The sequence below is a fragment of the Aeromicrobium sp. IC_218 genome, assembly GCF_004336805.1.
GTDB lineage: Bacteria > Actinomycetota > Actinomycetes > Propionibacteriales > Nocardioidaceae > Aeromicrobium.
On record NZ_SJXM01000007.1, the window covers coordinates 1 to 26,025 of the forward strand.

20 protein-coding genes are annotated in these 26,025 nt (G+C 69.6%); 14 read left to right on the plus strand and 6 right to left on the minus strand.

Translation table 11 applies throughout. The annotated features are described in order from the left end of the window. Positions 1 to 21 precede the first annotated feature (21 nt). Entirely contained in the window at positions 22 to 243 is a 222-nt protein-coding gene (locus tag E0W78_RS09600) for an exodeoxyribonuclease VII small subunit (protein WP_131403718.1), read from the plus strand. Here the strand turns inward: E0W78_RS09600 and E0W78_RS09605 are convergent. Further along, positions 210 to 779, minus strand: coding sequence for a DUF4245 domain-containing protein (locus tag E0W78_RS09605; RefSeq protein ID WP_165570456.1), 570 nt, complete (start codon positions 777 to 779; stop codon positions 210 to 212). The two genes, E0W78_RS09600 and E0W78_RS09605, sit on opposite strands and share 34 nt — an antisense overlap. Positions 780 to 893: 114 nt before the next feature. Here E0W78_RS09605 and glpX point away from each other — a divergent pair, with 114 nt between their 5' ends. The 5 genes from glpX (at position 894) to E0W78_RS09630 (ending at position 5,607) form a co-directional block, all read left to right on the plus strand. Continuing rightward, positions 894 to 1,907 (plus strand): class II fructose-bisphosphatase, encoded by a 1,014-nt coding sequence (glpX, locus tag E0W78_RS09610; protein ID WP_131403721.1) that lies wholly within the window; start codon positions 894 to 896, stop codon positions 1,905 to 1,907. A gap of 1 nt (position 1,908) precedes the next feature. Next, positions 1,909 to 2,808, plus strand: a complete 900-nt coding sequence (locus tag E0W78_RS09615) for an alpha/beta fold hydrolase (RefSeq protein WP_131403723.1) — start codon at positions 1,909 to 1,911, stop codon at positions 2,806 to 2,808. Between the two features lie 20 nt (positions 2,809 to 2,828). Further along, a complete protein-coding gene (locus tag E0W78_RS09620; RefSeq protein WP_131403725.1) occupies positions 2,829 to 3,482 on the plus strand; it encodes a maleylpyruvate isomerase N-terminal domain-containing protein in 654 nt (217 codons plus the stop codon). 13 nt (positions 3,483 to 3,495) lie between these two features. Further along, on the plus strand, positions 3,496 to 4,155 hold the full coding sequence (locus tag E0W78_RS09625; RefSeq protein WP_131403726.1) for a hypothetical protein: 660 nt from the start codon (positions 3,496 to 3,498) through the stop codon (positions 4,153 to 4,155). Positions 4,156 to 4,221: 66 nt separating this feature from the next. Further along, positions 4,222 to 5,607: a class II fumarate hydratase gene (locus E0W78_RS09630; RefSeq protein ID WP_131403728.1), complete on the plus strand. Its 1,386-nt coding sequence runs from the start codon at positions 4,222 to 4,224 to the stop codon at positions 5,605 to 5,607. Between the two features lie 180 nt (positions 5,608 to 5,787). On the opposite strand, the gene E0W78_RS09635 is transcribed toward E0W78_RS09630, so the two are convergent. Further along, positions 5,788 to 7,167, minus strand: coding sequence for a DUF2079 domain-containing protein (locus E0W78_RS09635; protein ID WP_131403729.1), 1,380 nt, complete (start codon positions 7,165 to 7,167; stop codon positions 5,788 to 5,790). A gap of 38 nt (positions 7,168 to 7,205) precedes the next feature. Between E0W78_RS09635 and E0W78_RS09640 the strand changes: the two genes are divergently transcribed. After that, positions 7,206 to 7,697, plus strand: coding sequence for an ATP-binding protein (locus E0W78_RS09640; protein ID WP_207392708.1), 492 nt, complete (start codon positions 7,206 to 7,208; stop codon positions 7,695 to 7,697). Here the strand turns inward: E0W78_RS09640 and E0W78_RS09645 are convergent. Both E0W78_RS09645 and E0W78_RS09650 read right to left on the minus strand, forming a co-directional pair. Continuing rightward, entirely contained in the window at positions 7,687 to 8,982 is a 1,296-nt protein-coding gene (locus E0W78_RS09645; protein WP_131403883.1) for a PhoH family protein, read from the minus strand. The genes E0W78_RS09640 and E0W78_RS09645 overlap by 11 nt on opposite strands. Positions 8,983 to 9,173: 191 nt before the next feature. Next, entirely contained in the window at positions 9,174 to 9,935 is a 762-nt protein-coding gene (locus E0W78_RS09650) for an isoprenyl transferase (protein WP_131403731.1), read from the minus strand. An 18-nt stretch (positions 9,936 to 9,953) separates the two neighbouring features. Here E0W78_RS09650 and E0W78_RS09655 point away from each other — a divergent pair, with 18 nt between their 5' ends. Continuing rightward, positions 9,954 to 10,655, plus strand: coding sequence for a hemolysin III family protein (locus E0W78_RS09655; protein ID WP_131403732.1), 702 nt, complete (start codon positions 9,954 to 9,956; stop codon positions 10,653 to 10,655). Between the two features lie 114 nt (positions 10,656 to 10,769). Here the strand turns inward: E0W78_RS09655 and E0W78_RS09660 are convergent, their stop codons facing one another. Continuing rightward, complete coding sequence (locus tag E0W78_RS09660) at positions 10,770 to 12,761, minus strand: thioredoxin domain-containing protein (RefSeq protein ID WP_131403734.1); 1,992 nt, start codon at positions 12,759 to 12,761, stop codon at positions 10,770 to 10,772. A gap of 193 nt (positions 12,762 to 12,954) precedes the next feature. On the opposite strand from E0W78_RS09660, the gene E0W78_RS09665 reads away from it, so the two are divergent. From E0W78_RS09665 to E0W78_RS09700, 6 genes are all read left to right on the plus strand, one after another. Next, positions 12,955 to 14,463: a class I SAM-dependent DNA methyltransferase gene (locus tag E0W78_RS09665; RefSeq protein WP_242686298.1), complete on the plus strand. Its 1,509-nt coding sequence runs from the start codon at positions 12,955 to 12,957 to the stop codon at positions 14,461 to 14,463. Beyond that, positions 14,460 to 15,623 (plus strand): restriction endonuclease subunit S, encoded by a 1,164-nt coding sequence (locus E0W78_RS09670; protein ID WP_131403736.1) that lies wholly within the window; start codon positions 14,460 to 14,462, stop codon positions 15,621 to 15,623. Before E0W78_RS09665 ends, E0W78_RS09670 begins: the two co-directional genes overlap by 4 nt. Before the next feature lie 21 nt (positions 15,624 to 15,644). Then, positions 15,645 to 16,700, plus strand: a complete 1,056-nt coding sequence (locus E0W78_RS09675) for an endonuclease NucS (RefSeq protein WP_242686299.1) — start codon at positions 15,645 to 15,647, stop codon at positions 16,698 to 16,700. A gap of 9 nt (positions 16,701 to 16,709) precedes the next feature. After that, entirely contained in the window at positions 16,710 to 20,060 is a 3,351-nt protein-coding gene (locus tag E0W78_RS09680; RefSeq protein WP_131403739.1) for a DEAD/DEAH box helicase family protein, read from the plus strand. Positions 20,061 to 20,590: 530 nt separating this feature from the next. Continuing rightward, positions 20,591 to 20,770, plus strand: a complete 180-nt coding sequence (locus tag E0W78_RS09690; RefSeq protein ID WP_242686301.1) for a DNA-binding protein — start codon at positions 20,591 to 20,593, stop codon at positions 20,768 to 20,770. Positions 20,771 to 21,466: 696 nt separating this feature from the next. Then, positions 21,467 to 23,173, plus strand: coding sequence for an alpha/beta hydrolase (locus E0W78_RS09700; RefSeq protein ID WP_165570458.1), 1,707 nt, complete (start codon positions 21,467 to 21,469; stop codon positions 23,171 to 23,173). Positions 23,174 to 23,311: 138 nt separating this feature from the next. On the opposite strand, the gene E0W78_RS09705 is transcribed toward E0W78_RS09700, so the two are convergent. Further along, positions 23,312 to 25,981, minus strand: coding sequence for a glycoside hydrolase family 3 C-terminal domain-containing protein (locus E0W78_RS09705; protein WP_165570459.1), 2,670 nt, complete (start codon positions 25,979 to 25,981; stop codon positions 23,312 to 23,314). Between the last annotated feature and the right edge of the window lie 44 nt (positions 25,982 to 26,025).

Consider the following 26,025-nt stretch of genomic DNA (forward strand, 5'->3'; position numbering starts at 1 on the left):
CCACCCCGCCCGGGAGGCACCATGAGCGACGAGGCGCCCATCCCCTACGAGCAGGCCCGCGACGAGCTGATCTCGGTCGTCCAGCGGCTCGAGACCGGCGGCACGTCGCTGGAGGAGTCGCTCGCGCTGTGGGAGCGCGGCGAGGAGCTGGCGGCGATCTGCCAGCACTGGCTCGACGGCGCGCGCACGCGCCTGGCGGCGGCCTCGGGTCAGCCGGCCGAGGGCGCGGCCGATGCCGGCTGACCGGCCGGCCGCAGGGTCGCCACGTAGTCCTCGACCTGGGCCCTCGGCGCCGTCGCGGTGACCAGCACCGCGGTGTCGTCGATCGTGGTCACCAGCACCACGGGGTTCTCGGCGCCCTTCAGCACGCGCCAGGTGCGCCCGTCGATGTCGACCGTGCCGGCGTCCTCCGCCCCGTCCGCGAACTCGCGGACGAGCTGAGCCTCGCTGCGCTTGAACTGCTCCAGGCCGATGTACTCGTCGTCGGCGGTCAGCACGCCCAGGTGCCAGCCGCCGCGCTCACCCGGCTCGAAACGGGCCGAGTTCGACTGCCAGCCATCGGGCAGCTCGGCCGGCACCAGCACGCCGAAGTCGGCCGCGCGCTGGGACGTCTGGGCGGCCGTGGCGTAGTCGACCTTCGGCGCCGGCGACTCGGGGTCACGGCCGTAGATCAGCTGGCCGATGCCGTAGATGACGACGAGCACGAGACCCAGCACGAGCACCGAGCGCAGGATGTCCCCCATCGCCGGGTTCCCACCGCTGTAGCCGCGTCCACTCACGTCCGTCTCCTTCGTCGTCGCCGCCGGCCAGCCTACGGGGACGTGCACAGCGCCCGACCGTCCGCCCGGCGCGACCGGCCTGGCGGCCCGGCGCTGCGCCGGTAGCATGCGGCCATGACTGAGCACAGCCTGCAGCCGGCCGCCCAAGCCCCCGACCGCAACCTCGCGCTCGACCTCGTGCGCGTGACGGAGGCCGGGGCCCTGGCCGCCGGCCGCTGGGTCGGACGCGGCGACAAGAACGGCGCCGACGGCGTGGCCGTCAACGCGATGCGCAGCCTCATCAACACCGTGCAGATGCGCGGCGTGGTCGTCATCGGCGAGGGCGAGAAGGACGACGCCCCCATGCTGTTCAACGGCGAGGAGGTCGGCGACGGCACCGGGCCCGAGTGCGACGTCGCGGTCGACCCGATCGACGGCACGACGCTGACCGCCAAGAGCATGCCGAACGCCGTCTCGGTCATGGCCGTCGCGCCGCGCGGCTCGATGTACGACCCGTCGGCCGTCTTCTACATGGAGAAGCTCGTCACCGGCCCCGAGGCCGCGGACGTCGTCGACATCCGCCTGCCGATCTCGGAGAACATCCGCCTCGTCGCCAAGGCCAAGGGCGTCTCGGCCGGCGACATCACCGTCTGCGTCCTGGACCGCCCGCGTCACGCCGAGCTGGTCGAGCAGATCCGCGCCACGGGCGCCCGCATCAAGTTCATCACCGACGGCGACGTCGCCGGCGCCATCACCGCCGCGCGTCCGGGCACCGGCGTCGACCTGCTGGTCGGCATCGGCGGCACGCCGGAGGGCATCATCGCCGCCTGCGCCATGAAGTGCGTCGACGGCGTCATCCAGGGCCGGCTGTGGCCCACGGACGACGACGAGCGCCAGCGGGCGATCGACGCCGGGCACGACTTGGACCGCGTGCTCTACACCGACGACCTGGTCACCGGCGACGACGCGTTCTTCGTCGCCACCGGCATCACCGACGGCGAGCTCATGGACGGCGTCCGCTACCTGCCGGGCCGCGCCGTGACCGAGTCGATCGTCATGCGCTCGCGCAGCGGCACGATCCGCAAGATCACCTCCGAGCACCGCCTCACCAAGCTCCAGGCGTACTCGGCGATCGACTACAACAGCTGACATGACCGAGCGCGTCGCGGCGCTGCCGTCCGGCATCGACCTGTGCTTCGAGACGTTCGGCGAGCCCACCGACCCGACGGTGCTGCTCGTCATGGGCGTCGGCGGGCCGATGGGCTGGTGGGACACCGACCTGTGCCGGATGATCGCCGACCGCGGCTACCAGGTCGTCCGCTACGACAACCGCGACACCGGGCGCTCGACCAAGCTCGAGGGCTTCGAGGTCTCGCGGGTCGACGTCGTCCGTGCCTGGCTCGGCCTGGGCAAGGCGCCGTACGGGCTGGACGCGCTCGCCGACGACGCGTTCGGCCTGCTCGACCACCTCGGCGTCCACCGCGCGCACGTGGTCGGGGTGTCGATGGGCGGGATGATCGCCCAGACCATGGCGATCGCCCACCCCGAGCGCGTGGCCTCGCTGGTCTCGATGTCGTCCACGACCGGGCGTCGGCGGGTCGGCTACCAGCACGCCAGCGTGCTCAAGCCGTTCCTGGCCGACGAGCCGATGGACCGCGACGCCTACGTGACCCGGACGATCCGGGGCAGCGCGCTCATCGGTTCGCCCGGGTTCCCGACGACCGAGGACGTCCACCGCAACCGCGCCGAGGAGACCTACGACCGTGGCTGGATCCGCGGGGGCTCGCTGCGCCACACCCTGGCCGTGCTGACCCAGCCCGACCGCACGCGCGACCTGGGCGACCTGACGATGCCGGTCGCCGTGGTGCACGGGCTGCGCGACCCGCTCGTCGACAAGTCGGGCGGGCGCGCGACCGCCGCCGCGATCCCCGGCGCCGAGCTGCTCGAGATCGCCGGCATGGGCCACGACCTGCCCGCCCCGCTGTGGCGCACGTTCGTGGACGTCGTCGCGCGCACCGCCGCCCGCGCCGGCGACCCACCGCGGTCCTGATCCTCGGTACCGTGCCGGACATGGACCGGATCGATCGCATCGCCTTCGTCGCCGCCTGTCGCACCGCCTTCGACCTGGCGTCGAGCCCCGAGGTCGCCGACGCCTGGACGTCCGAGAGCAGCTGCGAGGGCATGACCGTGGGCGGACTCGCCCAGCACCTGCTCGCGCAGGCCGAGCACGTCGTGCGCATCCTCGGCACCGAGCCGGCGGGCGACCCGATCCCGGCCATCGAGCACTACCGGCGCGCCGCCTGGGTGCGCGGCGACGAGTCGGCTCCGGCCAACGTCGGTATCCGCACGAGCGCGGACGAGGCGGCCCAGGCCGGTCCCGACGCCGTGCTGGCCGAGATCCGCGAGGTCCTCGACGCGCTGCCGGACGCGCTGTCCGCCCCCCGCTCCCCCGACGTCGTGGACGTCTCGTGGCAGGGCTGGTCGCTGACCACCGACGACTTCCTGCTCACCCGCTCCCTGGAGCTCGTGATCCACAGCGACGACCTGGCCAGCAGCGTCGGCCTGCCGACGCCGCCGATGCCCGAGCGCGTGGCCGAGCCCGTGCTGGCGCTGCTCTCGCGGCTGGCCGTCGAGCGGCACGGGCAGGCCGCGCTCGTGCGCACCCTCAGCCGTCCGCAGCGGGCGCCCGGCGTCGTGTCGGCCTTCCACGACGGGGACGCATGAGCGAGGCGCAGGCATGACCGAGGAGCACCCCGACGAGAACGGCGAGGACGAGGTGACGCTGCGCCGGCGCGAGGACGGCTCGGTCGAGCTGCGGGTCAACGGCGTCTTCGTCATGGACGACGTGGAGACCAGCAGCGAACGGCTGCTGGCCCGCGCCGTGGTCGACCTCGGCGCGTCCGAGGTGCTGGTCGGCGGGCTCGGGCTCGGGTTCACCGCCCGCGAGCTGCTGTCGGCGCCGTCGGTGCAGCGCGTCGTCGTGGCCGAGCTGCACGGCGAGATCGTGGGCTGGATGCGCGACGGCACGCTGCCGGGCGCCGAGCTGCTCGACGACCCGCGCCTGCAGGTCGTGGTCGGCGACGTGCGCGACGTGGTGTCCACGCAGCCCGAGGCGTCGCTCGACGCGATCGTGCTCGACGTCGACAACGGCCCGGACTTCCTCGTGCACGACCAGAACGCCGCCGTCTACGAACCCGACTTCGCCGACGTGTGCGCGTCCCGGCTGCGCCCCGGTGGCCACTTGTCGATCTGGTCGATGGCCGACTCCGCCGACGTCCGGGCCGTGCTCGAGGAGCGCTTCGAGCAGGTCGGCGCGACGGCTGTCCCGGTCGACCTGCAGGGCCGCGACGAGACCTACTGGGTGCTCACCGGGTCGGCTCCGCGACGCGCCGGTTGACCCCACGCGGGCGCGGGTGAAGAAGCCCACAGGCCTGTCCGGATGCGGTCGGATATGGTGCCGAGCATGACCGAATACCGCATCGAGCACGACACCATGGGCGAGGTCAAGGTCCCGGCCGACGCCCTGTGGCGGGCCCAGACCCAGCGCGCCGTCGAGAACTTCCCCATCTCCGGCACCCCCATCGAGTCGGCCCAGATCAAGGCGCTCGCGCAGATCAAGGCCGCGTGCGCGAAGGCCAACGCCGAGCTCGGCATCCTCCCGCAGGACGAGGCCGACGCCATCGTCGCCGCGGCGGCCGAGGTCGCGTCCGGCCAGCACGACGACCAGTTCCCGATCGACGTCTTCCAGACCGGCTCGGGCACGTCGTCGAACATGAACACCAACGAGGTCATCGCGACCCTGGCGTCCAAGAGCCTGGGCCGCGAGGTGCACCCGAACGACAAGGTGAACGCCTCGCAGTCGTCCAACGACGTCTTCCCGACGTCCATCCACGTGGCCGCCACGGCGTGCGCGCTGGAGAACCTCGTCCCCGACCTGACGCACCTGGCCGAGTCGCTGGAGCGCAAGGCCGAGGAGTTCAAGGACGTCGTCAAGTCCGGCCGCACCCACCTCATGGACGCCACCCCGGTCACCCTGGGCCAGGAGTTCGCCGGCTACGCCGCGCAGATCCGCAAGGGCGTCGCGCGCGTGCAGCAGTCGATCCCGGCCACGGCCGAGGTCCCGCTGGGCGGCACCGCCGTGGGCACCGGCATCAACACGCCCCAGGGCTTCCCGCAGCGGGTCATCGCGATCCTGGCCGAGGACACCGGCCTGCCGCTCACCGAGGCGGTCGACCACTTCGAGGCGCAGGGCGCGCGCGACGGCCTGGTCGAGATGTCCGGCCAGCTGCGCACCATCGCGGTCAGCCTCGTGAAGATCTGCAACGACCTGCGCTGGATGGGTTCGGGCCCGCGCACCGGCCTGGGCGAGATCGCGCTGCCCGACCTGCAGCCGGGCTCGAGCATCATGCCGGGCAAGGTCAACCCGGTGCTGCCCGAGGCCACGCTGCAGGTCTGCGCGCAGGTCATCGGCAACGACGCGGCCATCGCGTTCTCCGGCACGACGGGCAGCTTCGAGCTCAACGTCATGCTGCCGGTCATGGGCCGCAACCTGCTGGAGTCGATGCGCCTGCTCGGCAACGCCTCGCGCGTCCTGGCCGACCGCTGCATCGACGGCACCACGGCGAACGTCGAGCACTGCAAGCGCCTGGCCGAGTCGTCCCCGTCGGTCGTGACGCCGCTCAACCGCTTCATCGGCTACGAGAACGCGGCCAAGGTCGCCAAGACCGCGGTCAAGGAGCAGAAGACGATCCGCGAGGTCGTCATCGAGTCCGGCTTCGTCGAGCGCGGCGAGATCAGCGAGGCCGACCTCGACAAGGCGCTGGACGTCATGAGCATGACCCACCCGTGACGCGTCCCTGACGCAGCCGCGACGAGGCCCCCGGTCCGTGAGGACCGGGGGCCTCGTCGCGTCCTGGGAAGGTCGCGTCGGTTTACCTGGTAGACCAGGTAAACCGACAGGAGCCAGGCGAACATGCCCCGGTTCCGTCGGTTTACCACGTAAACCAGGTAAACCGACGACCCGAGCCCCCTACCGCCTCGCGGCGAGCTGGAAGCCCTCGTCGAGGTGCACGAGGTCGTAGGGGACGCCGAAGGTCTCGGTGGCCCAGGCCGCCGCGTCCGTGGGCGAGCCGTACTGGCCGGCCTCGACGAGCACGTAGTCCGGACGCGCGTCCGGCGTCACCGTGCCGATCCAGTACGCGTCGCGGTCGGTGACGAGGTGGGTGAGCGTCGCGATGTCGGCCACCACGGACGAGCCCGAGGGCACTCGGTCGACGGCGCCCTGCGCGGCCTGGGCGCGCACCGGCGTCTCGTACGTCGCGGGGTCGGCCAGGTCGCCGAGCGGCGAGGTCGGCAGCCGCACCAGCGCGACGGCCACCGCGACCGCGGGCACCCACCGCGCCACCCGCCACACGGCCGGGGTGGACCGTCGCCGCAGACGCACGAGCCCGTCGACCATGGCGACGAACACCACCGGCATCAGGAGCAGCGAGTAGTGCCACTCGGTGCCCCAGTAGAACGGCACCGCGCCGACGAACCGCCACGCGAAGGTCGGCAGCACCAGCAGCACCCACGGCGACCAGCACGCGGCGAACGCCGTGACGCCGAGCGTCAGCAGCACCGTGCCGAGCTTGACGTCCACGTCGGTGAAGAGCGTGCCGAGCACGCCGTCGTCACCCCCGAGGTTGCCGGTGTAGTCGTAGCCGCCGGACGTGTTGAGGGCCGGCAGCAGCACGGTCACCACGAGCACCCAGCCGAGCACGCCCGCGGCCGCCAGCGCCGCCCCGATGCGTCGGGCGCCACCGAGCCACACCACCGCGCCGATCACGGCGATCGTGAGCCCGAGGTCCTCCTTGACCAGCAGCAGCGGGAGCGACCACAGCGCCACCGCCCGCCAGTCGCGACGGACGTAGGCCGCACCGGCCAGCGCCAGCAGCGGCACGCCGAGCGCCACCTCGTGGAAGTCGGCGACGACGGCCGACTGCACCCCGAACGACAGGCCCATCGCCAGCGCCACGGCCACGCCGCTCCACGGACCCAGCTCGCGCGCCGCGAGACGTCCGACCACCGCGACGCCGACGCCGATCGCCACGACCTGGGCGATCAGCAGGGTCTGGGCGGACGGCACGAGCGCGTAGACCGGGGTGAGCAGCGCGATCGCCGGGTGGAAGTGGTCGCCCAGCAGGTTGTAGCCCGGCCCCTTGATCTCGACGAGCGGCCAGCCGCGGTCGGCGTACGACTGCAGCGCCTGCTCGAAGATCGCGTTGTCCCACGAGGACGGGTCGAAGCGGGCGAACCGGCGCAGCGAGAGCACGGCCAGCGCGAGGCTGGTCAGGACGGCCACGACGACCGGCGCCGCGGCGACCAGCGCGGTGCCACGACGCACGCGTCCGGTGGTCGAGGCGCTCATCGCCCCGATCCTGTCACGGGACGCCGTAGGGTCCGCTCATGAGCCGGGTCATCCTCATGTGCGGCCCGTCGGGCTCGGGCAAGTCCACGTACGCCCGCGGCCTGGAGGCCGGCGGGATGGTGCGGCTGTCGTTCGACCACGAGACCTGGCGCCGGGGGCTCACCGCGCCACTGAGCGTCGAGGCGGCGACCGAGATCGAGGCCGTCCTGCGCGCCCGGCTGCTCGAGCTCGTCCGGTCCGGCACGGACGTCGTGCTCGACTTCTCCTTCTCCACCCGGGCGCTGCGCGACGACTACCGCGCGCTGCTCGCCCCGCTGGGCGTCCTGCCCGAGACCGTCTACCTGGCCACCGACCGCGACACCGCCCTGGCCCGGCTGCGGTCGCGCCGAGGCCAGGGCGGCGACGACCTGGTGCTCGACGCGGACGTGGCCGCCCGGCACTTCGACACCTTCGAGGTGCCGACCCCGGACGAGGGCCCGCTCCGGGTCGTCGGCGACGACCCGGAGCGGGATCCGGACGTCAGAGGGTGACGTCCTCCAGCATCTCGGTGACGAGCGCCGCGACGGGCGAGCGCTCGGACCGGCTGAGCGTGACGTGTGCGAACAGCGGGTGCCCCTTGAGCTTCTCGACCACCGCGACGACGCCGTCGTAGCGGCCCACCCGCAGGTTGTCGCGCTGCGCGACGTCGTGGGTCAGCACGACCTTGGAGTTGGCACCGATGCGCGAGAGCACGGTCAGCAGGACGTTGCGCTCCAGCGACTGGGCCTCGTCGACGATGACGAACGCGTCGTGCAGCGAGCGTCCGCGGATGTGCGTCAGCGGCAGCACCTCGAGCATCCCGCGCTCGACGATCTCCTCGACGACGTACTCGCTGGCCACCGCGCCGAGGGTGTCGAACACCGCCTGCGCCCAGGGCCCCATCTTCTCGGACTCGCTGCCCGGCAGGTAGCCGAGCTCCTGGCCGCCGACGGCGTACAGCGGGCGGAAGACCACCACCTTCTTGTGCTGGTGGCGCTCCATCACCGCCTCCAGACCGGCGCACAGGGCCATGGCCGACTTGCCGGTGCCGGCGCGACCGCCCAGCGACACGATGCCGACCTCGGGGTCGAGCAGCAGGTCGAGCGCGACGCGCTGCTCGGCCGAGCGCCCGTGGACGCCGAACGCCTCGCGGTCGCCGCGCACGAGCTGCACCTGCTTGTCGGCGGTGACGCGTCCCAGGCCCGAGCCCTTGTCGCTGAGCAGCACCAGGCCGGTGTGGGTCGGCAGCTCGCGCGCCGCCTCGAGGTCGAGGCGGCCGTGCTCGTAGAGGTCGTCGAGGTCGAGCGAGTCGACCTCGAGCTCGACCATGCCGGTCCAGCCCGTCTCGACCGCCAGCTCGGCGCGGTACTCCTCGGCAGCCAGGCCGGACGCCGACGCCTTGACCCGCATCGGCAGGTCCTTGGACACGAGCGTCACCGTGCGTCCCTCGTCGGCCAGGTTCTTGGCCACGGCCAGGATGCGGGTGTCGTTGTCGCCGAGCCGGAAGCCGGCCGGCAGCGAGGAGGCGTCCACGTGGTTCAGCTCGACGCGCAGCGTGCCGCCCTCGTCGCCGATCGGCATCGGGGCGTCCAGGCCGCCGTGCTGCACGCGGAGGTCGTCGAGCAGCCGCAGCGCCTGCCGGGCGAAGTAGCCGAGCTCGGGGTGGTGGCGCTTGGCCTCCAGCTCGGTGATCACCACGACGGGGATGACGACCTCGTGCTCGTGGAAGCGGGTCACGGCGCCGGGATCGGCCAGCAGGACGCTGGTGTCCAGGACGTACGTGCGAGGGGTGCTCATGCTGTCGGCCACGATGTGCTCCTCGTGGGACCCGCGCGCGCCCTCGCCGGTCCCCTTACTCGGTAGGGGGGACCAGAACCTTCGGCTCCGGGGCGGGCGTCACAGGACGAACGTACGACCGCCGCGCGCCGCGACACGGGATTGCGGGCGTGTCGCGCGTTGCCGTCAGGTGAACAGTCGTCCCACGCGTCTCAGCGGCCGAAGCGGCGCTCGCGCCCGGCGTACGAGCGCAGCGCGCGCAGGAAGTCGACGCGGCGGAACGCCGGCCACAGCGCGTCGCAGAAGTAGAACTCCGAGTGGACGCTCTGCCACAGCAGGAAGCCCGACAGCCGCTGCTCGCCGGACGTGCGGATGACGAGGTCGGGGTCGGGCATGCCCTTGGTGTAGAGGTGCTCGGCGATGTCGTCGACGTCGAGCGTGTGGGCGACGTCGGCCAGGCTGCGGCCGGACTCGGCCTCGGTGAGCAGCAGCGACCGGATGGCGTCGGTCAGCTCCTGGCGCCCGCCGTACCCGACGCAGATGTTGACCACGGAGTCCGGGACGCCGCTGGTCGACTCGGCGGTGCGCTTGAGCCGCTCGGCGGTGTCGGGCGGCAGCAGGTCGAGGCTGCCGAGCAGCTGCACCCGCCGGCGTCCGGTGCCCGCGAGCGTCTCGGCGAGCTGCTCGATGACGGCGAGCAGACCGCGCAGCTCGTCGGCCGGACGAGCGAGGTTGTCGGTGGACAGCACCCACAGGGTGACGATCTCGATGCCCAGCTCGTCGCACCAGCCGACGAACTCCACGATCTTGTCCGCGCCGGCCTTGTAGCCCCCCACGAGGTCGGCTCCGGCACCCTTCGCCCAACGCCGGTTGCCGTCGACGATCGCACCGACGTGACGGGGCAGACGATCGGGCCGGATCTCGCGCTGGAGCCTGCGCTCGTACAGCTGGTAGACGAGGTGGTTCAGGCCCATGCGGGCTACTCTAGAGCCATGCCAGAGACCAGGACGCCGGACGCTGCCCACGAGCTCGGTGACCGCCTCCGGGACACGGCACAGGAGATCAAGCCCAAGCTGCGGGGGTGGCTGCACGCCGCCACCTCGCCGCTCGCGTTCTTCAGCTTCCTCGTGCTGCTGGTGCTTGCCGACGACACCCGGGTGCGGGTCGGTGCGGCCGTGTTCATGGTGTCGGCGCTGCTGCTGTTCACGGTCAGCGCGCTGTACCACACGCGCACCTGGTCGGACCAGGCTCGCGTGGTCTGGAAGCGCTTCGACCACGCCAACATCTTCATCCTGATCGCCGGCTCGTACACGCCGTTCTCGATCATGCTGCTCGAGCCCGACCACGCCGCGATCATGCTCAGCCTGGTCTGGGGCGGCGCCCTGCTGGGCGTGTTCTTCCGCATCTTCTGGGTCACCGCGCCGCGCTGGCTGTACGTGCCGCTGTACCTCGCGCTCGGCTGGGCCGCGGTCATCTACCTGCCCGAGTTCGCCGCGGAGGCGCCCACCTCGGTGTTCGTGCTGATGATCGTCGGCGGCGGCCTGTACTCGCTCGGCGCCGCGGTCTACGGCTTCAAGAAGCCCGACCCGTGGCCGCGCTGGTTCGGCTTCCACGAGGTGTTCCACACCTTCACCATCGCCGCGTTCATCGTGCACTACATCGGCGTGAGCATCCTGGCCTACCAGGGCTACTGAGCCCGGCTCCGACTCCGCTCCCGCTCCCGCTCCCTGAGCCTGTCGAAGGGATCCTCTCGACAGGCTCGAGGAGCGGACGCACCTGAGCCCCGCTCCCTGAGCCTGTCGAAGGGACTAGCCGCCGAGCAGGGACGCGAGCTCGGCCGGCGTCGTGACCGGCCGGTCGCAGACGAACCGACGGCACACGTACGCGGTCGCGTGCCCGTCGACCAGCCCGCGGTCGGCGAACAGCGGCACGTCGAGCCCCGGCTCCCCCGCCACCACCACCGCGCCCGGCGACGCGGACGTCAGCGCGGTGCGCCGCAGCGCCGCGAGCTCGTCCCCCGAGCCCACCAGCGCCACCTCGAGCGGACCGGCCAGCAGCGCCTCGGCGGCGGCCAGCGTCCACCCGGCGAAGCGCGGGTCCTGGCGGGCGATGCCGGCCGCCGACTGCACGCCGGACTCGGCCGCCTCGCGCCAGCGCTCCTCCCCCGTGACCGCGGCCATCGCCAGCAGGGCGTGGACGACGGCGGACGTGCCCGACGGGTAGGCGTTGTCGGACGGGTCCTGCGGGCGGACGAGCAGCGCGTCGGCCTCCGCGTCGGTGTCGTGGAAGCCGACCTCGGCGGCGAACCGGTCCAGCACCTGGTCCAGCAGCCCCTGTGCCCGCTCGAACCAGACCCGGTCACCGGTCACGCCGAGCAGCACGAGGTAGGCCTCGGCGACGCAGCCGTAGTCCTCGAGCACGCCCGCGTGCGCGCCGGCCCGGCCGTGGCGCGAGACGCGCAGCAGGCGACCGTCGTCGGACGTGTGGACGGTCGCCAGCAGCTCGGCCGCGGCGATCGCGGCGTCCAGGTAGTCGGGGCGCTCCAGCACGACCGACATCTCCGCCAGCGCGCTGACCGCGAGTCCGTTCCAGGCCGCCACGACCTTGTCGTCGACCGCCGGCTGGGGACGCTCGCCGCGCGCCTCCAGCAGCCGCCGGCGCACCCGGTCCAGCCGCTCGTCGTCGGCCGGTGGGTCGAGCAGCTGCAGGGTGGAGGTGCCGTGCTCGAACGTGCCCTGCTCGGTGACGGTGAAGACGTCCGCGGCCCAAGTGCCCTCGTCCGCGCCCAGCACCGCGACGAGCTGCTCGGGCGTCCAGACGTACGTCGCGCCCTCGACCCCCTCGGTGTCGGCGTCCAGGGCGGAGGCGAAGCCGCCCTCGGACGTCCGCAGGTCGCGCAGCAGGAAGTCCGCGACGTCGGCGGCGACGCGGCGGAACCGCTCGGCGTGCTCGCCGCGCCGGCTCGCGTGCGTGTAGACGCGGGCGAGCTGGGCGTTGTCGTAGAGCATCTTCTCGAAGTGCGGCACGCGCCAGAACCGGTCGACGCTGTAGCGGGCGAACCCGCCGGCGAGCTGGTCGTGCATGCCGCCGGCCGCCATCGCCAGCAGCGTGTGGTCGGCCAGGCGCGTCGCCCGCTCGTCGCCGGTGCGGGACTCGTGGCGCAGCAGCCACTCCAGCACCATCGACGGCGGGAACTTGGGGCTGGTGCCGAAGCCGCCGGCCTCCTCGTCGTAGGTGCGGGCGAGGGCGTCCAGCGCCCCGTCCAGGTCGGCGGCCGACAGCACCTCGCCGGGCACGTGCCCCGCGCTGCCGAGGTGGTCGACGACCTGCTGGCCGATGCGCAGCACCTCGTCGCGGCGGTTGCTCCAGGCGTCGTGGAGGGCCTGCAGCACCTGGGTGAACGCCGGCATGCCCTGGGCCGGCACGGGCGGGAAGTACGTGCCGCTGAAGAACGGCTCGCCCTCGGGCGTCAGCACGCAGGTCATGGGCCATCCGCCCTGGCCGGTCATGGCCTGCACCGCGCGCATGTAGACCGCGTCGACGTCCGGACGCTCCTCGCGGTCGACCTTGACGTTGACGAAGTGCTCGTTCATGTACGCCGCCGTGGCCGCGTCCTCGAACGACTCGTGGGCCATCACGTGGCACCAGTGGCACGCGGCGTACCCGACGCTCAGCAGGATCGGCCGGTCCGTCTCGCGGGCCAGCGCGAACGCCTCGGGGCCCCACTCGTACCAGTCGACCGGGTTGTCGGCATGCTGGAGCAGGTACGGGCTGGACGCCTGCGCGAGTCGGTTGGCCATGCCCGCCACGCTAGCGAGCACGGCCGCCCGCCGCCGCGCGAGACGTCGTGGCACCGCACCCTCCCGACGATCGGCGCGCGCCCGCCGCGAAGCCGCAGGTGGGGCACAGCCGGCCGACCGGTGAAGGTGTCGGTGCCCCGTGCGATCCGGCTCGGCTGCCCGGAGATGCCGGAGCCAGGAAGGAAGTCTCGCCGTGTCGCCAACAGGGCCCGCGTCCATCAGTAAGGTTTCGTCCGTGATCACGGGTGAGTTGAAGAGCAAGATCGACCGCGTCTGGGACGCCTTCTGGTCAGGGGGCATCAGCAACCCGCTGGAGGTCATCGAGCAGATCACCTACCTGCTCTTCATCCGCCGTCTCGACGACATCCAGACCCTGGCCGAGAAGAAGGCCCGCATCACCAAGACCGAGGTCGGGAACCCGGTCTTCCTGCCCGGTCAGGCCGATCTGCGCTGGAGCCAGCTCAAGAACACCTCCCCCGAGGTGATGCACAAGACCATCGCCGACGAGGTGTTTCCGTTCCTTCGCGCGCTCGGGGACGGCAGCACCTACAGCGAGCACATGAAGGATGCCCGCTTCACGATCCCAGCCCCGGCACTGCTGTCCAAGGTCGTCGACATGCTCGACGACATCCCAATGGCCGACCGCGACACCAACGGCGACCTGTACGAGTACCTGCTGTCTAAGATCGCCTCCGCTGGTGTCAACGGACAGTTCCGTACCCCTCGCCACATCATCGACCTGATGGTGAAGATGACCGCGCCGCAGCCCGCCGACGAGATCTGCGACCCGGCCTGCGGCACGGCCGGTTTCCTCGTCACCGCGAGCGAGTACGTCCGCGACAACCACGGCGCAGCTCTGCTCGATTCTGTTCAGCGCCAGCACTTCCACCAGTCGATGTTCCACGGCTACGACTTCGACTCCACCATGCTCCGCATCGGCAGCATGAACATGCTCCTGCACGGCATCGAGTCCCCCGACATCCGCTACCGCGACTCGCTCTCCGAAGGCGCGGCCACAGATGCCGACAAGTACACGCTGATCCTCGCCAACCCACCCTTCGCCGGGTCGCTCGACTACGAGTCGACCGCGAAGGACCTCCAGCGGGTCGTGAAGACGAAGAAGACCGAGCTGCTCTTCCTCGCCCTGTTCCTCAAGCTGCTCAAGCCCGGCGGACGGGCCGCCGTCATCGTGCCCGACGGCGTGCTGTTCGGCTCCTCGAAGGCCCACAAGGACCTGCGCCGAATCCTGGTCGAGGATCAGAAGCTCGACGCCGTCGTGAAGCTGCCCTCCGGGGTCTTCCGCCCGTACGCCGGCGTCTCGACCGCAATCCTGTTCTTCACCAAGACGAACTCGGGAGGCACGGACGACGTCTGGTTCTACGACGTCCGCGCCGACGGCTTCAGTCTCGACGACAAGCGCAACCCGGTCGAGGCCAACGACCTCCCCGACGTGCTGAGTCGGTGGTTGAACCTGTCGAAACCCGACTCGCCGGAGAAGGAGCGTGCCCGCACCGAGCAGTCCTTCCTCGTACCCAAGGCCGACATCGTCGCCCAGGGATACGACCTCTCCGTGAACCGCTACAAGGAGATCGTCCACGACGAGGTCGAGCACCGGGCCCCATCGGCGATCATCGCTGACATCGAGATTCTGGAGGAAGAGATCGCCAAGGGCCTCGCCGAGCTGAAGGCAATGCTCTCGTGAGGACCGTCGAACTTGGATCCGTCGCCACGATCGAGCGCAAGGGCGTTGACCCTCTCGCGGTACCTCCGGAAACCCTCTACATCGGACTGGAGCACATCGAACGCGGCGGACGCATCATTGGCCACGACACTGTGGCGGGCGCGGAGCTCGCGAGCACGAAGTTTCAGTTCAGCCCGGACCACGTCCTCTTCGGGAAACTCCGGCCCAACCTCGGGAAGGTCTGCCGCCCCAATTTCACCGGAGTGTGCAGTACGGACATTCTGCCAATCCGTCCCGGCAAGGATCTCGACCGAAACTACCTCGCTTACTATCTCGGGCAGCCGAGCATGGTTGAGTTCGCCGCTTCGCGCACGTCTGGCGCCAATCTCCCGCGCTTAAGCCCGACGGTGCTGGCAACGTTTCCGGTTCCCCTTCCGCCCCTCCCCGAGCAGCACCGCATCGCCGCGATCCTCGACCACGCCGACGCCCTCCGCGCCAAGCGCCGCCAAGTGCTCGCCCACCTCGACTCGTTGTCCCAGTCGATCTTCCACGACATGTTTGGCGATCTGCATGGAGGTCGATGGGAACGAGTGCCATTCGGCGAACTAGTCCCCCGAGTCGACAACGGCACTAGTCCGAACTGTGAGGCGCGGCCAGCAGCATCCGACGAGTGGGCCGTGCTCAAGCTCGGTGCTGTCACGTACGGCTACTTCAGGCCCGAGGAGAACAAGGCCTACCTCGGAGACCTCGGCAACATGGACTCAAACGAGGTTCGCAGCGGGGACGTCCTCATGACCCGCAAGAACACCCGCGAACTAGTTGGCGCCGTGGCGCTCGTCGACGAGGTTCGTCCCCATCTCCTACTGCCTGACCTCATCTTCCGTTTGCACCTCGACGGATCTCGCCTCGACCGGAGGTACTTCCAGGCTCTGATGATGAACCCGCAGAAGCGTCCTTCGGTGCGCGACTTGTCAAGCGGATCGGCGTCAAGCATGCCAAACATCTCGAAGGCGAGACTCGCCAAACTTCCGCTTGAGTTGCCGCCGCTCGCGCTCCAGCGAGAGTTCGCCGCCCGAGTCGATCTCATCGGAGGCCAGCGCGCTCGGGTGGAAGCTGCTTCCGCGGTCGACGACATGCTCTTCGCCTCCCTGCAGTCCCGCGCCTTCCGAGGGGATCTGTGACCGATGCCCGTTGAGATGAGGATGTGGCGCATCGACGGCGACGAGCCGAAGCCGCTGACCACCTCGGTGCTCCCTGCGGAGAAGGACCTGCACGAGTTCCTCAAGCGCGACCCGTCCCTCCTCGGCGAGCGCCTGCTGGTGATCGGCAGCGAGGTGATCACGCCGTACGGTCCTCGTCTCGACCTGCTGGCGATCGACGCCGAGGGCAACCTCCACCTGCTGGAGCTCAAACGCGACAAGACTCCTCGTGAAGTCGTTGCCCAAGTGCTCGACTACGGCTCGTGGGCGTCGACGCTGTCGCGTGACGACATCATCGACATCGCCACTAAGCACCTCGATCAACCGTTCGAGGCCGCGTTCGAGGACGTCTTCGGAACCGCCCCGCCCGATGAGCTCAACGGCGACCTCAGCCTCACCATCGTGGCTACCGAGCTCGACGCCAGCTCCGAGCGCATCGTCAACTACCTGCGCGACTTCGGCGTTCCGGTCAACGCCGTCTTCTTCTCCTACCTGGAGGACGACGGGCGTCGTTACCTCGCACGCTCCTGGCTTGCCGCGGCCGACGAGGACTCCCCTGCCACTCCCACCGTCAGCAAGAAGAGCAAGCGGGCGGCCTGGAACGGCGTCGACTGGTACGTCTCCTTCGGGGGCGGCAGGCCATGGGAGGACGCCCGCACGTTCGGCTTCGTCTCTGCCGGAGGCGGGAAGTTCTACTCCCAGTCCATCCGCTCCCTCCCAGCGGGATCGAGGATATGGGTCTGCATCCCCGGCGCCGGCTATGTCGCTGTGGGTACGACACTCGCGCCGGCCAGTCGCTTCGAGAAGGCGAAGGTCCAACTCGATGGCGTGTGGACCGACCTTCCCACGCAGCCCCTCGCCGGGTCATACAACGCCGGCGACGCCTTCGGTGACGATGACGTCGAGTGGGTCGTACCCGTGGACTGGATCGACACCCGCCCACTGAGCCAGGCGTTCTGGGAGAAAGGAATGTTCGCCAACCAGAACAGTGCCTGCAAGCTGCGGCAGGAGTTCACTCTCGGACGCTTGGCCGACCACTTCGACATCGAGGGTGAGTGATCGACGACCATGGGGAACTTCGACTTTGTCCGCCGGACGCTGCCCTCTCTGCACGACGACTGCGCCCGTGGCGAGTCGTATCTGTCGTCCGACCCGCGCTCGGCATGCTTCTACAGTCGCCGGGTGGTCGAGGAGCTCGTCGGCTACCTCTACGACGTCCTCTCTTTGCCCCTCCCCTACCGCGACGACCTCGCGGCGAAAATCAACGACGCTGCGTTCAAGGCCCGCGTGCCGCAGGGCATCACGCAGAAGCTGACTGCGATCCGGCGCATCGCCAACACGGCCGTCCACGAACAGAGGCAGATCCGGCCTGACGTGTCGCTGGCCGTGCTGCGCGAGCTGTTCAACGTCGTGGTGTGGACCTCGTACCACCACTCGCCGCAGCCGGACGTCGTGCCGTTGCAGGCGCAGTTCGATCCAGCACTTGCCGCGAAGGCGGCCCCCCTTTCCCGCGACGAGCTCGCTCGGCTGGCCGCGAGGTTCAAGGCACAGGACGAGGCGCACGCCCGAGCACTGGCCGAGAAGGACGAGCGGCTCGCTGCCCACGAGGCCGACATCGCCGATCTGAAGGCGCAGATCGCCGCGGCACAGGCCGCCGTCGCTCCGGACACCCGCGACTACGACGAGACCGCGGCCCGCGACCTCTTCATCGACGTCCTTCTTCACGAGGCGGGGTGGACGCTGGACGAGGCGCGCGACCGCGAGTACCCCGTCACCGGCATGCCGAACCCTGAGGGCAGAGGCTTCGTCGACTACGTGCTGTGGGGCGCCGATGGTCTTCCGCTGGCCGTGGTCGAGGCGAAGCGCACGTCGAAGTCCCCCGAAGTCGGTCAGCAGCAGGCCAAGCTCTACGCCGACTGCCTGGAAAAGCAGTTCGGTCGCCGCCCGGTGATCTTCTACACCAACGGCTACGAGCACCGGATCTGGGACGACTCCGGCGGCTACCCGCCGCGAAAGACCCAGGGCTTCTACACCCGCGACGAGTTGGAGCTGCTCGTACAGCGCCGCCGTACCAAGCTCCCGCTGTCGGGCGAGCCGGTGAACACCGACATCGCCGGCCGCCCGTACCAGGTCCGGGCGATCAAGGCGGTGAGCGACGCTTTCGACCGCAAGCAGCGCGAGGCCCTCCTGGTCATGGCGACCGGGTCCGGCAAGACCCGCACCACCATCGCGCTCGTCGACCTGCTGCAGAAGGCCAACTGGGCCAAGCGGGTGCTGTTCCTCGCCGACCGCAAGGCCCTAGTGCGCCAGGCGGCGAACGCGTTCAAGGAGCACCTGCCCGGCTCGACCACCATCAACCTCGTGACCGAGAAGGCGCTCGAGGGTCGCGTCTTCGTCTCGACGTACCCGACGATGATGAACCTCATCAACGAGATCGACGGCGGCCTGCGGCGGTTCGGGCCCGGCTACTTCGACCTCATCGTGATCGACGAGGCCCACCGCTCCGTGTACGCCAAGTACGGCGCGATCTTCGACTACTTCGACTCGATGCTCGTCGGCCTGACCGCGACACCGAAGGACGAGGTCGACCACAACACCTACCGCCTGTTCCACCTCGAGGACGGCGTGCCGACCGACAACTACTCCCTCGCCGAGGCCGTCGATGCCGGCTACCTGGTCCCGCCGAAGGGCGTCAGCGTCGGCACCCAGTTCTTGCGGTCCGGCATCAAGTACGACGACCTCACCGACGAGGAGAAGGACCAGTGGGACGCCCTCGACTGGGGTGACGACGGTCCGCCCGTCGAGGTGGGCGCCGAGGAGGTCAACCGGTTCCTGTTCAACGAGGACACCGTCGACAAGGTGCTCGAGACCCTGATGGTGCAGGGCTACAAGGTCGCCGGCGGTGACCGGCTCGGCAAGACGATCATCTTCGCCAAGAGCCAGCAGCACGCCGAGTTCATCGAGAAGCGTTTCAACCTCGCCTACCCCGAGTTCGCCGGCCACTTCGCTCGCGTCATCACCCACGGAACGCCGTACGCCCAGTCGCTGATCGACGACTTCTCGATCCAGGACAAGGCGCCACACATCGCGATCAGCGTCGACATGCTCGACACCGGCATCGACGTCTCCGAGGTCGTCAACCTTGTCTTCTTCAAGATGGTGCGCTCAAAGTCGAAGTTCTGGCAGATGATCGGACGAGGTACCCGTCTGAGCCCCGACCTGTACGGACCCGGCGAGGACAAGCAGGACTTCCTCGTCTTCGACTTCTGCGGCAACCTCGAGTACTTCAGCCAGGACCTCCCCGGCTCCCAGGGGCAGACCCAGAAGTCACTCTCGCAGCGCCTCTTCGAGGCGCGCCTCGGCCTGGTGACGACCCTCGGCGACACCGAACCGGGCCTCCGGTCATCCACCGTCGAGATCCTCCACACGGTCGTCGCGGGGATGAACCTCGACAACTTCGTCGTCCGCCCGCATCGGCGTCTGGTCGAGAAGTACGCGTCGCAGGAAGCCTGGGGCAGCATCGTGCCGGAGGACACCGAGGGATTGCTCACGCTGGCCGGACTCCCGTCGTCCGCCCGTGACGACGACGAGGACGCCAAGCGGTTCGACCTGCTCATCCTGCGCCGCCAGCTGGCCCAGCTCGACGGCGACGCTGTGCTGGCCGAACGGTTGCGCGAGACCGTCCAGCACATCGCCGCGGCGCTGCTCGGCAAGACAGCGATCCCGAGCGTCGCCGAACAGGCGGTCCTGCTGGAGTCGGTGGCCGGTGACGAGTGGTGGATCGACGTCACCCTGCCGATGCTGGAGCTCGCCCGAGTCCGCATCCGTGGTCTCGCGCGGTTCATCGAGAAGACGACCCGCAACCCGATCTACACCGACTTCGAGGACACCATCGGCGAGGGAGTCGAGGTGGTGCTCCCCCGCGTCACGCCTGGCACCAATTTCGAGCGCTTCCGGGCCAAGGCCGAGGTCTACCTCCGCGAACATCTCGACAACCTCGCCCTCCAGCGCCTGCGTCGGAACAAGCAGCTCACGCCCGGAGACCTGACGGAGCTGGAGCAGATGCTCGTCGACTCCGGAGGTCAGCAGGTCGACATCGCCTGGGCGACCGAGCAGGGTGACGGCCTCGGCATCTTCGTGCGCAGCCTCGTCGGACTCGACCGCGCCGCAGCCATCGAAGCGTTCGAGAACTACCTGGACGGCACCAGGTTCTCCGCAGATCAGGTGCGCTTCGTGAACCTCATCGTCGATGAGCTCACCCGGAACGGCGTCATGGAGCCGGGCCGCCTGTTCGAGTCTCCCTACACCGACCACGCCCCCACCGGCCCGGACTTCTTCTTCCCTGATGCCGACGTCGAGGTCATCGTCGAGACCCTGGACATGATCAAACGCACCGCCGTCCCTGAGGAAGTGGCATGAGGTGGCGAAGCCGACACTCCTCACGCTCAGAGTGGCTGGTTGAACATCGCAGCCCGTCATTTGGAGCAGCCTGGTGCAAGCCGTTGCGTTCGCGATCGCCCGGACGGCAGATCATCTGCTGCGGCAGCCCACATCTGATCAGCTGCTCGTAGACGCGCTTCGTCGTTGATGAGGTCGGGGTCCTCAGAGTCGAAGCAATCCTGCATGCCGACGCTCCAGAGCAGATTCGACACCCAGGACGGATCCCCCCGGGCACCCGATGCTCGACCCAGTCGATCAATATGCGACCTTGAGGCTCGGGGACTTCAGACCCCGCTCGTACGCCGACAACGCCGCCTGCAACGTACCGGCCTTCGCGGCGAGCTCCGCCTGCTTGAGACCACGGTGCCGTCGAGCGATTTCGAGCAGACATGCCGGATCCATCTCTCGACGGTATACCCGATCTTGCCTAATCGGCCCCCGTTGGAAAGTCCCGCACATCTACCTGTCGCCTCGCGGTCCTTGCGGAGTTTGCCTGAGCAGCAGGAACCATGAACGACAGCACGCACAACATCCCCTTTCACGAGCGGCAGGACGACGAGTTGCTCACGCTCGACGACATCGCGACGATCCTGATGACCCCAGGCAACACCGTGCGCTGGTGGCGCCAGATCGGCACCGGGCGGGAGTTCATCAAGATTGGCCGACGCCCCTTACACCACCGCCGGTGACCTGCGCCGCTTCATCCGCTCCCAGCGCCTCGCCTCCAACGCTGTACTGCCCAAGCCGAAGGCCGTGTGAGATCGATGCACTGGCCACCGGGGTGTGGGCGCCGACACCGACCCACGCCACGTCTTCCTCGACGCGTACGACGCGATAACGCGCTACGGCTGAGGTAAATCCAGGGGCTACCAGCACCTCAAGGACTGGACTTCGGTGCCTGTCCCGGTAATGACCCACCCCAAACACTGGCGCCTCGACCAGCTCCTGGCGCAGGAGGAAAGGAGGATCGCCCTGGCCGAGGCAGCATTCGACGCGCTCGTCGCGCCGCGACGCGAAACGTCGAGCATTAGCGATCTGCTCCCCCAGTCGAAGCGACGACCGCCATCGGCCTCATTAGGCGGCATGGCGCGGGATGCAAACGCGCCTATGACGCAATCAGTTGACTGACGTTGCCGAGACATCGTTGATAGCTGGAATTGGAGCTGATGCTGGATCAGCCAGCTGAACACGACCGTCCGCCGTTTTCCCCCGGGCAGTCCCGGACTCTGCTAGATATTCTCTGAGCGGCGGTGTCGCTCTGAGACGTCACACTGGTCCAGCTTCAGAAATTGACCGCGAACGGGAGCGATATGGCGACTAGGTGGCCCTCGGCTCTGCGCAAGGCAGCCACGCGCAGGAGAGAACGTGATGCCTTAACGATCGACTTGGAACGTGCCGGGTTCAGCACCCACGACAACGTAGTCGACCTGTTCCTCGCCACCGCACGAGCAGGTGCAATCACCGCCAGCTACTTGCTGCGTTCTGGTGCCCTGGCCGCCGCGACCACACCTGCCGTGCAGGTCGGCTACGCCATCGACGTGCTTTGGGGCGATCACGAACCGTCAACTCTAACGGCAGAGAGCGAATCAGTGCGCTGGCTCGACCACTGCCTCATCACTCTCGCCGCGTTCAATCCACGTTCGAACGCCGACTCCCCGTCGAGTCGGGTCACAGAGGTCGGCCTCTTTGAAGGTCTGCTCGGCGCCGCGGGCTCCGCAGCATTCGACGCTCGACGTCTCCAACAGGCCGGCCGTGACTTGGCAGAGCAAGCCGACTACGACTCCGGCCAGCTCGCACGCCGCGCCCAAGCAACTTGGTCCGCCATCGAGGACCTCAATAGCACCCAAACCGCCCTCGGCGACCTCGCCATTGCCCAGCTTGCGGGCAGCACGCTGGACGCTACAAAGCTGGGGGTTTTCGGCGAGACCATACGTGCCCTAGCCGCCCCGGCCGCGGCCTGGCACGAACGCGAAGTCCCCCCGCCGTCGTCAGGGGCCGCCACCGTCCGGGACGAAATCGGCGGGAGCCTTGTTCACTCTGCCGGCCCGATACGCGTGGCGCAGCGGTTCGAGCTTGACGACGTGCCTGAGTCCGACGACACCGACGGGGTGACGAGAATCTGGTATGGCACCGACCGCGCACCGATCCAAGGGGATCCTCGGAGAGGATTCGCCAACCGTCCGTCCAAGACCGGTGAGGTCTACTACGGACAGTGCTTGGTATCGATCCCGCAGTCGCATCGATTCGGCGAGATCGAGACACCCCTGTGGGACCGGCTCGTGCGTCGGCTTGGTAGCGGACGTCTACGCCTGGAAAGCATCGATCCCGTCGACTCGGCGGACGACTTCGCCGCTTCCATCGACTCTGCCATCGACGGAGTCAATGAGGGTGACCGAACCGCAACCGTGTTTGTACACGGTTACAACACCACTTTCGAAGCCGCCGCCATACGAGCAGCCCAGATAGGGTTCGACCTCCGGGTGTCCGGCGTAACTGCGCTGTTCAGTTGGCCTTCTGCCGCCAAGTGGCGCATGTATCCGCACGATGCTGACAACGTCGAGAACAGTAAGCCTGCGCTGACCCAGTTCCTCGACACGTTGCTAACAAAGACGAGCCTGACCCGGGTCAACTTCATTGTCCACTCGATGGGGAACCGTTTGGTGGCCCGCACACTGGAGTCGGTCGCACCGCTGTTTCAGGCAAAGGGCGTCAAGTTGGGGGCAATAATCCTCGCCGCCCCGGACATAAACGTCGACACCTTCAAGCAACTCGCCAACGTATATCCGTTGCTGTCTCTTAGCACCACGATGTACGTGTCCGAGGCGGACAAGGCGCTCGCCCTGTCGCACCGGTTAGTGTGGAACAGCCCCCGAGCAGGGTTCACGCCTCCAATCACCGTCGTGCCCGGCGTGCACACCATCGAAGCCACCGACGTTGACGTCTCATGGTTGGGCCATGGCTACTACGCCGCCGCCGCACCGGTTCTCTACGACATCCTGCAGGTCCTCCGGGGAGACACCGACCCTGCGAAGCGACCGCGACTTCGTCTAGCGAACAGTCCCGACGGCAACTATTGGCAGCTCACGCCGTGATTGGAAGGCGCCCACGCCCCTGCGGGTTGGGTCCCACGGCCTCTACGAGGATTTCCGCGGCCCGACGCCGCGCGAGACGTCCGGTGCGGACGGGCAGCGGCCCGGACGACGGGGCCGGGCCGCTGCCGTGCCGTCGGCTCAGCGGACTCGCACCGAGCCGCCCAGCGCGACGGTCGCCGACGACGGGCCCACGAGGATCCGCGTCCGGCCGGACGGCGTCACCCAGGCGTCCTCGTCGGTGTCCCAGTACGACAGCGCCTCCTTCGGGATGCGCACCGTGACCCGGCGCGACTGCCCGGGCGCGAGCCGCACCTTGGCGAACCCGGCGAGCTGCCGCGGCGGCGTGCGCACGTCTCCGGGCAGCCGCCCGACGTAGACCTGCGCGACCTCCGAGCCGGTCCGCCGTCCGGTGTTGCGGACGGTGAACGTGGCGGTCACCCGCCCACCGCGCCCGTCGCCCGACGAGACGCGCAGGTTCCGGTACGCGAACCGCGTGTACGACAGGCCGAACCCGAACGGGTAGCTGGGCCGCACCCGGTCCTCGAGGAACCCGCGGTACCCGACGAAGATCGACTCACGGAAGCGAGCCACCCCCGGCGGCGTGCCCGGCACCTGCCGCTCGTTGCGCGGCAGCGTCGCCGGCAGCTTGCCCGACGGGTTGACGTCGCCCCAGAGCACGTCGGCGATGGCCCGGCCCTGCTCCTGGCCGGGGTACCAGGCCTGGACGATGGCCCGCGTCCGAGCCGACCACGGCTCCGTCCGGGTGACCGCGCCGGTCTCGACCACCACGACGGTCCGGGGGTTGGCCCGGGCCACGTGGCGGATGAGCTGCTCCTGCTCCTTCGGCAGGGCCAGGTCGGGCCGGTCGTAGCCCTCGGTCTCGTAGTCGCGGACGACGACCACGGCGGTGTCGGCGTCACGAGCCGTCTCCACGGCCTCGGCCATGGCGGGCGACAGGACGTCCTCAGGGTGCTGCCAGAACAGCCGCACCTGGCCGCCCTGGTACGAGTTCAGTGCCGGCGCGCTGTACTCGATCCGCACCTCGTGCGGCTCGCCCTCCCGTAGCCTGACCCGCCGGCCGACCGACGACAGGTCGCCGGTGTGCTCGACCAGCAGCTCGCCGTCCAGGAAGAGCCGCGCGTCACCCCGGGCGGTGAGCCCGAGCCGGTACGTCGCGGTCTCCGGCGCGGTCAGCGTGCCCGTCCACCGCGCGGACAGGTCGCCCAGGAGCGCGAAGTCGCCGCGCGCCGTCGGGATCTTCGGCGACGCGACGTTGAACCCCGGGAAGTTCTGGAACCCGAAGTTCACGTTCACGTTCGGGTCGACCTGGGTCAGGTGCGGGTCGCCGGAGAAGGTCGTGTTGCTCCAGTAGCTCGCGGACAGGCCGTTCCCGTCACCGTCCGCCGGCGTCAGCACCGACGACGGCACCGGCGCGGCACCGGGCAGCAGGTCGCCCTCGGAGATGCCGTCCGTCCCGGCCGAGTACGTCACGTCGGCCCGCGAGCCGGCCCGCTCCTCGATCCCCTGCAGCGGCGACACCGAACGGGTCGGACGCGAGACGGTGGCCGAGCCGCCGCCCTGGGCGGATGTGTTGTCGGCGTCCGGGCCGATCACCGCGATCGACCGGTCACGACGCGACAGCGGCAGCACGTCGCGCTCGTTCTTCAGCAGCACCATGCCGTTGGCGGCGACGTCCCGGGCGACCCGGGCGTCCCGCTCGACCTGGATCGGTCGCAGCTGGGGCAGCCGGTCGAACAGCCCCAGGCCGATCATCGGGCGCAGGATGCGCCGCGCCATGTCGTCGAGCCGGGCCATGCTGACCTGCCCGGCCGCCACGGCGGCGACGAGGCGCTCGCCGAAGTTGGCCGACCCCGGCCCCTGGTCGCCGGGCTGCTCCTGGTCCAGGCCGGCGTTGGCCGCCTCGACCGTGCTCGGGGTGGCGTTGTAGTCGCTCATGATGAAGCCGCGCAGCCCGAACTGCTCCTTGAGGATCCGGGTCATCAGCGGGTTCTCGCAGGCGTAGACGCCGTTGACCCGGTTGAACGAGCACATCGCCGACCCCGGACGTCCCTGCCGGATCGCGATGCCGAACGGCCGGGAGTAGATCTCCTGCAGCGCGCGCTCGTCGACCTGGGCGTCGACGTTGAAGCGGTCGGTCTCCTGGTTGTACGCGAACGGGTGCTTGAGCGACGCCGAGACCGGGCTGGCCTGGATGCCGCGGATGACCTGGGCGGCCATCGACCCGATGAGCAGCGGGTCCTCGCCGAACCCCTCGAAGGCCCGGCCCCACAGCGGCGTGCGGGCGACGTCGGCCGACGGGGCGAGCTCGAAGTTGTGGCCCGTGCGGAACGCCTCGCGCCCCAGCACGTCGCCGAAGGCGTCGGCCAGGCGCAGGTCGAAGGACGCGGCCAGGCTCGACGCGGACGGCAGCTGGGTGGACCGCTGGTCGATGGTCGGGTTGGCGACGCGGACGCCGACCGGGCCGTCGGCCATGGTCTGCGCCGGGATGCCGAGCCGCTCGATCGGGTTGTTGTAGAAGCCGTAGTTGTTGTTGAGCTGGCCGGTCGCGAGGTCCGCCTTCTCCTCAGTGGTCATCCGGGCGAGGATCTCCTCGACCCGCCGCTCGACCGCCGGGGACGTGTCCCAGCTCGGTGTCCGTGGTGCGTCCACCTGCGAGGTGTCGACCCGCGGGGCTGTGAAGCGCGGCCCGCCGAAGCGGCTGCGCTGGTCCTGGTCGTCCCGGGCCGACGCGGCGGTGACGGTGGATCCCAGGATCGTGACGACGGACGTCGCGACGACGAGGATCATGGTGGCGTGGCGTGATCGGGTCCTGCGTTCGAGGAACATGAGCC